This is a genomic window from Paenibacillus apii (genome assembly GCF_011043685.1).
Lineage (GTDB): Bacteria > Bacillota > Bacilli > Paenibacillales > Paenibacillaceae > Paenibacillus_AQ > Paenibacillus_AQ sabinae.
Genome location: NZ_JAAKGU010000006.1, coordinates 50,896 through 63,768, shown reverse-complemented (window position 1 = coordinate 63,768; position 12,873 = coordinate 50,896). Strand labels below are relative to the sequence as shown.

Genomic DNA, 12,873 nt, shown 5'->3' with positions numbered 1-12,873 from the left:
ATGTTCAAGAAGAAATGGACGAAAATACTGGCCTGGACGTTGTCGGTCATCATTATTCTGGGCATAGGCGGAGCACTTGCAGCCAATTATGCGGTGAACAAATTAATGAATTCGATGGCAGCAGGATTGGAGACGGAGACTGGCGGCACAGCCGAACCTCAAGTATCCACGGCACCGGCTTCGCCAACTGCAACATCAGTTCCTGAGGAATCGGATTCGGCCAATACCAAACCGGTAAACACAGCAGTCAATTCCAACGCCAACGATAATACGGATACCCAAGCCGTCAAGGAGCAGAACCAGCCCTCTTCCTCACCCGCTCCCAAGTCGGATTCTCTCACCGAATATACGCCGCAAATTTCCACGGAGAAAGCCAAGAAGATCCAAGAGAATGTTAGTGTAAAAGATAAAGCAGATGTGGTCTCCATTGTCCTGGGCCAACTGAGCCTTTCTGACATTAAACGGCTACAGGCAATGGCGCAAGGTGGACTAACGCTTGACGAGAAGAAGGAAGCCCGAAGCCTTGTCATGGGAAAAGTGTCGGAGCAGCAGTATAACGAGCTTGTGCAGATTGCCAAGAAGTACGGTGTCAGCGAGGGGAAATCCCGAAGTCAGGTGCTGGCCGAGGAAAAAGCAGCAGCAGAAAAGGGGAGTGAGTAATATGGGCAAATTCAGATATTCCGCCGCATTACTATGGCTTACACTGCTAATTAGCATTGCCCCAGTCTCTGCATCCGCTGCTCCAGCGGTCATTAAAGCCCAGACTGTAAATGCGGCAATTACATTTGACGGGATCAACTTGCAGCCTCCTGCGGGCCAATATGTTTTTATCTATAACAATTCCACTTATGTGCCGCTGCGCTTCATCTCCTACGCACTTCAGAAGAGCGTAAGCTGGGACGCCAAGAATGTGAAAGTAACGATCTCCGAGCCCAACAGCCGCGAGCTGACCGCAATCAAAGAATATTTAATGAACGCGGGTAACTCGAAAACTTCCACAGGTGTAACCAAAACCGTTGCTCTACAAAGAGTAAACGCAAGCTATATCTTTAACGGCTCCGCCAAGAATATCCCCCAAGGTTTATCCAGCTACATACTGAACGGCACCCTGTATGTGCCGCTGCGCTTTCTTTCGGAAGCAGCAGGAACTTCCCTGAAATGGGATCAGAAGACCAAGAGTATTACAGCCTTTACCAGCGCCTATAAAGCTCAAAATCCGGATGATACGAAAAGTAACAACGATAATTCCACAAGCGTAAGCCAAACGCAACCTTCCACGCCATCTCCAGCGCCAAGCGCACAGGCTGGAGCGGGTGCTTCCGGAGGCGGCGCCGTAAACAAGCCTACCTATGAACAAATTACCAGCGAAACGGAAGCGAAGCTAACCTCGCTAGAGTCTCAGGCAAAATCCGTCTTAATGGGACTGGCTATGGAATATCTGAACGCCAAAGATGACAAGGCCAAGGCGGCCATCCTCTCCAAAGGTGAGCAGCAGCTGAGTTCATTCACTTCATCATTTAACAGCATCATTTCCGATGCCGAATCCAAGCTGAAAGCGAATGGCTATGATACGGCCATTATTGATCAGTATCGCAGCGCCTTTGAGTCACAAGTCAATAGCGGGCTTGAGTTGGTTAAAGGCATGGCAGGTTAATCGAACATACCAATGGAGGTATAGCTATGAGATTAAGAGATCTGTTAACCGTTGTCGAGAATACCGTAACGCTTGAAATATCAGGTCAGCAAGAGACGTACGCGACCAAAGCCAGCATACCACATACCCATATGAACTCAGAAGTTAAAGGGCTTGCGACAATGGATTGCGGCTTGATCATTCAACTGGGTGAGCCGAGAAAAGTGCCAACGCTAGAGGAATTGGGCTATTCGTTTGAAGTTGGGATGTAATACGAAAACTCTAAATAAGGGTGAATTCAATGAGGTCTTATACAAAGGTTAAACCGGTCATCGATACTTTGCTTGCTCTCGTCGCTCTGCTTTGCTTATGGCCTTTCTTTATCATCATCGCTGTGGCCATCAAGCTTGAGTCGAGAGGACCGATCCTCTTTAAGCAGAAGCGGATCGGCAAGCATAAGAGAGAGTTTTATATTCTGAAGTTCAGAACGATGAGAACCGATACACCCAAAGATATGCCCACCCACTTGTTGAAGAATCCGGAAGCCTGCATCACCAGAGTCGGCAAGTTCCTCCGAAAGACAAGCCTGGACGAGCTGCCACAGATTATCAATATATTAAAGGGAGAAATGAGCATTATCGGCCCACGCCCGGCCCTTTGGAATCAGTATGATCTGCTTGAAGAAAGAGACAAGTACGGAGCCAATGAGATTAAGCCGGGCCTGACTGGTTGGGCGCAGATTAACGGACGAGATGAGCTGCCGAATGAGGAAAAGGCAAAATATGACGGGACTTATACCAAGAATGTCTCTTTCTTGTTTGATGTCAAAATCTTTGTTATGACTATTGTCCGAGTTCTCAAATCCGACGGTGTCGTTGAAGGAGATAACCTCAAATCAGCATCCAAAGCTAAAGGAGTTGCCTCTTAAGAATGAGCAGAAAGAAAATTCTGATAACCGGCAAGGGGAGCTACATAGGAACAAGTTTTATCAAATGGGTAAGCCAATGGCCGGATCGGTACGAGGTCGAGGAGATATCGGTTAGAGGGGAAGAGTGGAGAAACCACGATTTCTCCGGATATGACACGGTTTTGCATGTAGCCGGTATCGCTCATGTCTCGGCTGATCCTAAATTGGAAGATTTGTATTACAAGGTTAATCGGGATCTGACTATAGAGGTAGCGAAGAAAGCGAAAAATGATGGAGTTAAGCAGTTTATCTTTATGAGCAGTATTATCGTCTATGGCGATAGTGGTGGTATCTCTGAGAAAAAGATTATTACGAGAAACACCATACCACAACCCACCAATTTCTATGGAAACAGCAAGCTGCAGGCAGAAGAAGGTATTAAAGATTTAGAAAGTTCTAATTTTAAAATTGTTATTATAAGACCTCCCATGATTTATGGAAAAGGATCAAAAGGTAATTATGCAAAATTATCAAAGGCCGCGAGGATACTTCCCGTTTTTCCAGATATCGATAATCAGCGCAGCATGCTTTTTATAGATAATCTTTGCGAGTTTCTTAAAGTATTGATTGATAATGAGGTAAGAGGACTATACTTCCCACAGAACGCTGAAAATATTAATACTTCAGAGATGGTTAGATTAATTGCAGAAGCACATGGGAACAAGATTAGATTAACCAAGATATTTAATCCGGTTTTACGTCTAATATCAGTGAGAGTAGGTATTGTTAATAAATTATTTGGCAATTTGGTATATGAGAAAAGTATGAGTGAATTTAAAAAAAAGTATAGGGTTAGGGATTTGAGAGAATCGATTATTGCTACTGAATTGGTGGATGGAGAAATATGAAAGTAGTTATTGTCAATTGCTTTGATACGTATGAAGAAAGAATCGATCTGCTGCATGATTTTTTTATTAAAAAGGGACATGATGTAACTATTATACAGTCGGATTTTAGACATTTTAAAAAGGTCAGGCGTGTTGAAGAAAAAACTGACTTTATGTTCATTGAATCTAAACCCTACTATAAAAATATGTCATTGGCAAGATTGGCTTCTCATTATAATTTTGCAAAAAAAGCATTTAAAATAGTAGAAACCTTACAACCTGATTTATTATATACAATTGTCCCCCCGAATTCACTGGCGAAATTTGCTGGAGCACATAAGAAAAAACATGTTAAAGTGAAACTAATTTTTGACTTAATAGACCTTTGGCCGGAAACTATGCCTGTAGGGAAAATCGTAAAGTACCCTCCATTTACATTTTGGAAACAGATGCGAGATAAAAGTTTGAAGTTCGCAGACTTTATAATAACAGAATGTGATCTTTATCAGACAGTTTTAAAAGAACTTTTAGATTCCAATAAATCCACTACGATTTATCTATCAAGGAAAGAAATAAACAATCAAAGTTTTCCTATATTAAATGAAGATCAGATCCACTTATGCTATTTAGGATCAATTAATAATATTATTGATATTCCTAAAATCACAAGTCTAGTTGAGTCAATTCATAGAATTAAGCCTGTAACTCTTCATATTATTGGGGATGGCGAAAGTAGAGATACTCTAATTAAAGAGACAAATCTTACGGGAGCCAAGGTTGAGTACCACGGGAAAATTTATGATCCGCAGAAAAAACAGGATATTTTTGACAGGTGCCATTTTGGTATGAATATTATGAAAGATACTGTTTGTGTGGGACTAACTATGAAATCAATCGATTACTTTCAACATGGATTACCAATTATCAATAATATTCAGGCTGATACTACTGAAATCGTAGAATACTACAACACAGGAATAAATATATCTGATATGCATATTGAAGAAGTAGCTCATATGATTGCAAACATTAATAAAAATATGCTCCTGGAAATGAGACAAAATACGAAACAAGTATTTAATGAAATGTTTTCGTATCATGTATTTGAGGAAAAGCTTAATGCTATCATGAAGGAGCTTTAAAGCTTATGGTAAATAGTTATGGGTTAGGAGAAATCTTTACTAACGCAATGTCTCTTGTATATACCAAACTTTTTTTTAAAGGTGCACGCTTAATAAGAAGACCTATTTATATTCGAGGAAAAAAGTTTCTACAATTTGCTGAAGGATTCACTACTGGGTATAACTGTCGTATTGAGATGTTTGATACTGGGGTTGGAGAGAGTAAGAAACTCCTTTTAGGGAAAAACTGTAAAATTGGAGACTATGTACATATAGCCGTAGGTGAAAAGGTAACTATAGGTAATAATTGTTTATTTGCATCAAAAATATACATTAGTGATATTAGCCATGGAAAATATTCCAATACAGCAGATGCTTCTTCCCCAGAGACACCACCGGATGAGCGGAAATTGTTCACTAGGCCTGTATCAATAGGCAATAATGTATGGATTGGAGAGAATGCCTGTATTTTACCTGGTGTTACTATAGAGGATGGTTGCATTATTGGAGCCAATTCAGTTGTTAATAAGGATATACCCCGAAATTGTGTTGTTGTTGGAGCCCCAGCATATGTTGTGAAGATATATGATGATCAGACTAAACAATGGTTAAAAATAAAGTAATATAATAACAATCCTTAAGTTTTTTTGATAGGAGACATTCATTTTATGAAGACAATTGTTATTTCGGGGATCAATTTATATGAAGGTGGACCATTATCGGTATTTAAAGATTGTTTGGATAGTATCATTAAAAGTAAGTTTAATGAAACTAATAATGTAGTCGCTTTTGTTTATAAAAAAGAACTTTTAATCGATTATGCTGATAAGATAACAGTTATAGAATTACCAAAATCCAGGGGTAGTTATCTGTTTAGACTTTGGTACGAATATATTTATTTTTACTTCTATTCAAAAGATAAGACAATTGATGTCTGGTTTTCATTACATGATATAACACCAAATGTTAAAGCGAAGAAAAGGTATGTTTATTGTCATAATCCTTCGCCTTTTCTGAAGACAGAATTAAAAAATATTAAGTATAGTTATAAAAACTTCTTGTTCTCTCTTTTCTACAAATATATATATAAAATTAATATCAAGAAGAATACAGCTGTTATTGTACAACAGGATTGGATAAGAGAAGAATTTATGAAAATGTATAAAGTAAATAATGTTATTGTGGCAGAACCAATTTCTAATAATGAAAAAGTTTCTATAAATAATAGGATTAATATAAATAAAGACAAATTTCAATTTATCTACCCTGCATATCCACGTTTTTTCAAAAATTTTGAAGTTATATGCGAGGCATGTAAAGTATTAGAGAAGCAAGGTATAGGTGATTTTGAAGTGATATTAACAATAAATGGAAATGAAAATTTATACTCTCATGAAATTAAAAAAAAATATGGTAAATTGTCTAATATAAAATTTATAGGTCTTCTTAAAAGAGAGAAATTATTTAGCCTATATGAAACTGTCGATTGCCTTATATTCTCTTCCACGTTAGAAACTTGGGGATTACCAATATCTGAATTTAAAGGCACAAACAAAGCAATTATAGTGGCCAATTTACCATATGCCAAGGAAACAGTTGGAACATATGATAAAGTAAACTTTTTTGATCCATATAATGCTATAGTCTTAGCCGAATTAATGAAAAATGAGATATCACATAATAATGTATACACTAGATCAAATAGAATCGAAATCAAGCAACCATATGCAAAAAATTGGAACTCGTTACTAAGATTTGTATTCGATTAATCTTATAATTTTATTTGAATTTAAAAACTCCACAACAATTTAAATATAAACTATAGTTGTTAACTATCATTTTTCATGATTTAATGTAAATATTTGTTTAGAAGGTGAATTTTATCAATAATACTGCAGTTATATATTTAGGTTTTAATAGTATGTTAAAGCATAAAAGAGGGGTTGAAAATGTTATACTTTTTCAATCTAAATTCATTGAAGCAGACAATAAATATTTCATTTTTTTTGACGATGAAACAAGCAATTATTTTTATGAGGGTTTAAATTGCATAGGTATCCAGAAAAATTTTGCTCGGTTCTTTCAGTTGAACAAAGTTGTTAAGGAAATAAATACTAGACATAATAAAGTGATAGTTCATTCACACAATTACTTAATGTCATTTTTTTTGTTTTTCAAAACAGATATATTCACTGTTCATGATGGTTTATATTATTTAAGCAGTGAAAGAAATCATAAATATAAAAATCTATTTAAATTAATAGAAATGTATGTGTATACAAGATCAAAAAAAGTTCACTTTATATCTAAATATGCAAAAAGTAAAGCACTTTATAATCAAAAATTACAAAAAGAAATAATTATTTATAATACCACACCTTTAGAGAGTAAGGATTACGTTGAAAAAAATTTGGTGTTCTCAAAAGATAAAATTAACTTGTTTACAGTAAGAAGTATAGAAGAACGTGCAAGGATCGATTTGCTTATAGAATTAGCTCAAAGGAATAAAAATACAATAAATATTTATGTAGCAGGTAAAGGACCTTTATTAGAATATTACGAAAGCAAAATCGAATTACTAGGCTTAGAAAACATTTCAATGCTAGGCTATATAGATGATAAATTATTAATGAATTATTACAAAAAATGTGATATGGTAATACTTTTGGCTGAATTTGGAGAAGGTTTCGGTTTACCAATTATTGAAGGTTATTTGTACAACAAGAAAGTAATTGCTTCTAATATTTGCGCTATTCCTGAAGTTATTATAAATAAAAAGTATCTTTTTGAGAATAATATCCACTCTTTAGAAAATAAGATTTATGAAGCATCCAAAGATGATTCAAATCAATTTTCTAGATATTATTTTAATACATTTTCCTTAAATGCTATTGGTTCTAAATATATGAACTTATATAATGAAATTTTTAATAATTTTAATGATTAGTAAGACAAATAGAATAGAGGTGTAGTACATTCTCATGAAATATGTTTCCAATTACTTTAAAATTCCTCCTCTCTTTTGTGCTATTTCTTTTTTTGGATATATTTTGCTAAAGGAATATACTAATAATCTTATAATATTCGGAATATTGCACTCAATATTAGCGGGTATATTAGCTACTAAACTTTTGAATACACTGATTATTTTAAATAATAATAAAAAATATTCAGTTGTTTTATTTTTTTTACTTATGCACGTTATTTATTATGGAGTCAGTTCCTTAAAATACTTAGAACCTCAATTATTACCTGGATTAGTTCAAAATATTCAAAATAGATTTTTCGGCGATGTTATTATTTTTGTTTCTATCTATTTATCAATTGAAATATGGTATAGAAAAATCAGAAAAAGCAATTTCTCTTTTCAAATTATTTCTATTAGTAAGGTAAAAAATTTATCATTAGCAATTATGTTTATTTTTATTATAGATATTATTTTATCAATTTATATTTATAAAAATACTATACAGATAGAAAGTAATTCAATTGATGTAGGTATTATACAAACTCAGTTCTTGCTAGATTCCATTTTGACATTTTTATTAATTGTTTATTTTGGTAAAAAAAAATCAGTGTTTTATATTTTTCTTTTTTTAACTTTAGTTATTTTAAGAGGGTTTTTTTATGATAGTAGAACTACATTATTGTCTCCAATATTAATATTAATTGGAGGCTTATATATAATGAATAAAATTAATTCTACATTCCCTGAAAAAATAATAAAATATGGTAGTTCATTTATTATTATTTTTTCATCAATCTTTTTATTAATAACAAATAGAATTACTACAAATGATGGAACAGATAGATTAAAATTTTTACTTGCTTATAGATTTGATTTATCAGATTTTGCAATGACTATACTATTAAATAATAATTCTAAAATAATAAATTTCAAACCCGTTATAGATGCACTCATATTAAATATACCTAGTTTTATATATAGTAATAAACTCGAAGTAATATCATACGGCATTAATTATAATAATTTACTAGTTAATTATAACTTAATTAGTGGGCTAGACTATCAAGACACCTATTTTAGTATGGGTGCAATGGTATTAGGCTGGTTAGGAATTATTTTTATAATACCGATATTAACCTATCTATTTTGTATATTGGAAGTTTGGTTCAATGAAAAAAAACATGTAGGCTTAATTAATAAATTCTTCCTTCTTTCGATAATTGTTATTATTGAAAATGAATGGAATAAATTTTTCTCTAACATTAGAAACCTAATTGTTTTATTTATTCTGTCATTTGCAATTAAGTATATTTTTATTAGCACCAAAAGTAGGAAGAAATATCCCACTAATTTAGGATGATTAGGAGGTAATTGAATTGAAGGTTGGTATTATAAATGCTTACTATTATCCAGAGATTATTGGTGGAGCAGAATTAAGTGTAAAGAAACTTGCTGAAGGTCTAGTCAATAAAGGACTCGAAGTTTTTGTTATAACAACTGGAGAAAACAATGTTGTTGATTACATTGAGGGAGTTAAAGTATATCGCTTAAAAACAAATAATTTTTTTAGAGTGGGGAAATATAAAAATCCTATAAAAAAAGTAACTGATAGATTATTAGATATTTATAATCCTTTTAACTTTAAAAAAATAAACATTATTTTAAGGAAGGAAAAGCCCAACATAGTTCATACAAATAATTTGTATGGTATTTCGCCCATTGTTTATAATGCAGCTAAAATAAATAGTATAAAGATAGTTCATACTTTAAGGGATTATTATATACTATGCCCAAGAGTAAATTTATTAAATAAAAAAAATGAGATTTGTAATAATCCTTGTATTAGTTGTCAATTATACAGAGGGGTTAATAGGTACTTATTCAAGAATATTGATGCATTAACAGCACCTTCACAATTTACAAATAGAATTTTTAATGATAACGACTTTTTTAAGCATATAAACTCGTACACTATACATAATGCAATAGAAATAGACTATAAGGAATTAGAGGAGACTAGATTATATAGAATAAACAAAAAAAGAGATTCGTTAAGATTTGTTTACCTTGGAGCATTAAGTAAACATAAAGGGATTATTGAACTTATTAATTCTTTTTCGAAAATAGAAAATGATTCCGTATCATTAGAAATTGCCGGGGAGGGAAATTTAAGGGGATTCATACAAGGAGAAGCGAAAAAAGATAATAGAATTAAACTACATCGATTTCTGAATGAGAAAGAGAAAAAAAACTTACTTCTAGATTCAGACATTTTAGTGATTCCATCAATGTGGTATGAACCTTTTGGGAGAGTTGTGATAGAAGCTTATAAATATGGGTTACCTGTTATTGGATCAAATCTAGGAGGCATACCAGAAATAATCGATAATTATTCTACAGGAGTAATATTTAATCCTGAATCTGAAGATTCTTTAATAAATGCATTTAATTATTTTATTGATAACAAAAAATTAATTAATGAAATAGTGAATAATTGTATCAAGAAATTACATGAATTTGATTTAGATATCCAAATAGAACAATTTGTTGATCTTTATTCTAGCTTAGTTGATAGTGGCGATCATAGATAATATTGGGATTCTTTTGTTTCTTTAATAAAGTCTTGATTATAAAATTTTGAAATTAGAAGGTGTGTCATGTATTTTTTTACTTTTGTTATTCTACATTATATCGTTATAGATGATACAGTTGAATGTATTGATTCAATTTTGGAAAATACTAACTATGAAAAATATAAAATAGTAGTCGTTGATAATGGATCGCCCAATGGAACAGGAAAAATATTATTCGAAAGATATAGAAACAATAATAAGGTGATTGTAACACTAAACAATGAAAATATTGGTTTTTCAAAGGGAAATAATATTGGATATAGATTAGCTAAATATCAATTAAAATCAGATTTTATCATGTTATTGAATAACGATACAATAATAAAACAGAAAGATTTTGTTGAAAAAATAATTAATAAATATAACAATGAAAGATTTGACATTTTAGGACCTGACATAATTTCTTTATCAGATAATGGACATCAAAATCCTCAAAGAACGCAAGGTATGAGTTTAAAAGAATTAAAGAAAAATATTTATTATTTAAGGATATTTTTAATATCAAACTATTTGAGCATTGAAACATTAACAACAAAACTGCTTGGAATTAGAAGTAAATTAAAATCAAAAATATACAAAATAAGAAATACTGAAGAAAAACATTTTGAAAAAAAAATATATGAATATGAACAAAAAAATATACAATTACATGGAAGTTGCTTAATTTTTTCACCACAGTATGTTAATAGATACGATGGATTGTATGAAGAAACTTTTATGTTTCTTGAGGAAGATATACTATTTTTTATGGCGAAAAAGTATAAATTAATTACATTGTATACTCCTGAAATTTATATATATCATAAAGAAGATTCATCTACAGATGCGATAAGTAATAAAAATTATTTGAAAAGACGATTCATATATAAATATACTTTAGAATCTTCGAAAGTTTTATTAAGTCTTATGAAGAAATAGAGAATCAAATATTATATTTTTTGTCTTTCTTTAATTTAGTTATAAAAAAATAACAAATTAATGTATTAAAAATAAAGTACGTAATTTAATCATGAAAAAAGATGGATTAAGTTTGATTTCATTTTCATTTCATAAATTTTGAAAAAAGCACAGTATTGAAGAAATTGGCTGATAAAATATTTATTAATATATGAACTAACTTTATGGAGAGATAAATAGATGAGTGAGCAAGAACTTAAAAAGAATATATTTATTAATTTTGCTGCAAAATATAGTAATACTCTTGTTCAGCTTGTCTTAACTAGTATATTGGCTAGGATTCTACAGCCAAATGAGTTTGGGGTCGTTGCATTAGTTTCCGTATTTATTACTTTTTTTAACTTGATAGGAGATATGGGAATAGGCCCGGCAATTATTCAAAAAAAAGAACTAGAAGAAAGAGATCATATAAATATTTTTAATTTTACTTTAGTCTGTGGATTTTTTTTAGCTGTGATTTTCGCACTTAGTGGCAATTTATTTGTTGCATTTTTTAATAATCCAGCCTATTTGAATGTTACTAGATTACTAAGTTTAGCAGTATTTTTTTCAATAGCTGCTATAGTTCCCCAGAATCTTTTGTATAAATTCAATGAATTTAAGTCTTTAGGAGTTATTACTATAGTAACGAATTTGATAACTGGAATAATTGCAATAGTCCTAGCTAGAATAGGATTTAGTTATTATTCTTTGATTATCCAAATAATACTAATGAGTTTTATAAAGCTAATATTAATGATGAAAAAATCCGGTGTTAAATTAAAACTTCAGTGGGGCATGGATTCGATTAAATCTATAAAAAGCTATTCGGGATTTCAGTTTGCCTTTAATTTTGTTAATTATTTCTCTAGGAACTTTGATAGTATTTTAATAAGTAAAACAATGGGGTCTTCTGCTTTGGGTTATTATGATAAAGCCTATAAATTGATGTTATATCCATTGCAGAGTATCACTTTTGTAATTACTCCAGTACTACACCCTGCACTATCAAAATATCAAGATAACACAGATTATATTCTAGATGCATTTAAAAAATTAATTAATTTATTATCGATAATTGGAGGCTTTTTCACTGTCTTCTGTTTTTACGGAGCTGAAAATATAATTGTTCTATTATTTGGAGATAAATGGATTGGGAGTGTGCCGACATTTCAAATTCTTTCAATATCTTTAGTTTTTCAAATGGTATCATCTAGCACAGGAGCAATATTCCAAGCAACCAACAATTTTAAGTATTTATTTATTTCCGGATTAATTTCTTCAGCTCTTAATATAATTGCAATGGTTGTAGGGGGGATATTTGGTAGAATAGAAGATGTTGCAATTGGTATAGTTATAGCCTTTTCTATTAATTTCTTCCAGACATTTTATATTCTAGCGAGATTTGTTTTTAATAAACCATTACACTCTCTGCTAAGTCCAATGAAATATACTATCATTATTTGCTTGATTATGATAATTTTTTTGTTTTTTATACCAATAAAATTAGATTCAATTTTGCAAAATACAATTGTACAATTATTTGTTGCTGGAGCAAGTTTCATACTAGGTTTATTAGTTACCAAACAATTCAAAGTTATTAAAAAATTGTTTGTGAGATGATATTCATTTTATGTTTTTTATATTTATTTAATTCTAATAACGGTTGTGTCATTACAGATCTTAATAGTCATTTTTAATTCTTCTCAATCCGATGGTAACTTAAGATACCAAATAAATTACTTCATTATTTGTTTTATATCTGAATAATAACTGATGAAAAGGAGG

At 31.5% G+C, this 12,873-nt stretch carries 13 protein-coding genes; all 13 read left to right on the top strand.

Annotation, left to right across the window (positions count from 1 at the left end):
- A complete protein-coding gene (locus G5B47_RS14335; RefSeq protein WP_165099264.1) occupies positions 1 to 660 on the top strand; it encodes a hypothetical protein in 660 nt (219 codons plus the stop codon).
- Between the two features lies 1 nt (position 661).
- Complete coding sequence (locus G5B47_RS14330) at positions 662 to 1,654, top strand: copper amine oxidase N-terminal domain-containing protein (protein WP_235957186.1); 993 nt, start codon at positions 662 to 664, stop codon at positions 1,652 to 1,654.
- A 26-nt stretch (positions 1,655 to 1,680) separates the two neighbouring features.
- Complete coding sequence (locus G5B47_RS14325; protein WP_165099261.1) at positions 1,681 to 1,905, top strand: hypothetical protein; 225 nt, start codon at positions 1,681 to 1,683, stop codon at positions 1,903 to 1,905.
- A 29-nt stretch (positions 1,906 to 1,934) separates the two neighbouring features.
- A complete protein-coding gene (locus G5B47_RS14320) occupies positions 1,935 to 2,561 on the top strand; it encodes a sugar transferase (protein ID WP_165099259.1) in 627 nt (208 codons plus the stop codon).
- 2 nt (positions 2,562 to 2,563) lie between these two features.
- Positions 2,564 to 3,448 carry an NAD-dependent epimerase/dehydratase family protein gene (locus tag G5B47_RS14315; protein ID WP_165099257.1) on the top strand — a complete coding sequence of 295 codons (885 nt, stop codon included), beginning with the start codon at positions 2,564 to 2,566 and terminating at the stop codon, positions 3,446 to 3,448.
- Positions 3,445 to 4,569: a glycosyltransferase gene (locus G5B47_RS14310; protein WP_165099255.1), complete on the top strand. Its 1,125-nt coding sequence runs from the start codon at positions 3,445 to 3,447 to the stop codon at positions 4,567 to 4,569. Before G5B47_RS14315 ends, G5B47_RS14310 begins: the two co-directional genes overlap by 4 nt.
- Before the next feature lie 5 nt (positions 4,570 to 4,574).
- Entirely contained in the window at positions 4,575 to 5,171 is a 597-nt protein-coding gene (locus tag G5B47_RS14305; protein ID WP_165099252.1) for a DapH/DapD/GlmU-related protein, read from the top strand.
- A gap of 45 nt (positions 5,172 to 5,216) precedes the next feature.
- Positions 5,217 to 6,317 (top strand): glycosyltransferase, encoded by a 1,101-nt coding sequence (locus G5B47_RS14300; RefSeq protein WP_165099249.1) that lies wholly within the window; start codon positions 5,217 to 5,219, stop codon positions 6,315 to 6,317.
- A 152-nt stretch (positions 6,318 to 6,469) separates the two neighbouring features.
- Positions 6,470 to 7,495 carry a glycosyltransferase family 4 protein gene (locus G5B47_RS14295; protein WP_165099247.1) on the top strand — a complete coding sequence of 342 codons (1,026 nt, stop codon included), beginning with the start codon at positions 6,470 to 6,472 and terminating at the stop codon, positions 7,493 to 7,495.
- 34 nt (positions 7,496 to 7,529) lie between these two features.
- Positions 7,530 to 8,876 (top strand): hypothetical protein, encoded by a 1,347-nt coding sequence (locus G5B47_RS14290; RefSeq protein WP_165099245.1) that lies wholly within the window; start codon positions 7,530 to 7,532, stop codon positions 8,874 to 8,876.
- Positions 8,877 to 8,892: 16 nt separating this feature from the next.
- Complete coding sequence (locus G5B47_RS14285; protein ID WP_165099243.1) at positions 8,893 to 10,107, top strand: glycosyltransferase family 4 protein; 1,215 nt, start codon at positions 8,893 to 8,895, stop codon at positions 10,105 to 10,107.
- 66 nt (positions 10,108 to 10,173) lie between these two features.
- Entirely contained in the window at positions 10,174 to 11,067 is an 894-nt protein-coding gene (locus G5B47_RS14280; protein ID WP_165099241.1) for a glycosyltransferase, read from the top strand.
- A gap of 219 nt (positions 11,068 to 11,286) precedes the next feature.
- Entirely contained in the window at positions 11,287 to 12,708 is a 1,422-nt protein-coding gene (locus G5B47_RS14275; RefSeq protein WP_165099239.1) for a lipopolysaccharide biosynthesis protein, read from the top strand.
- Positions 12,709 to 12,873 lie beyond the last annotated feature (165 nt).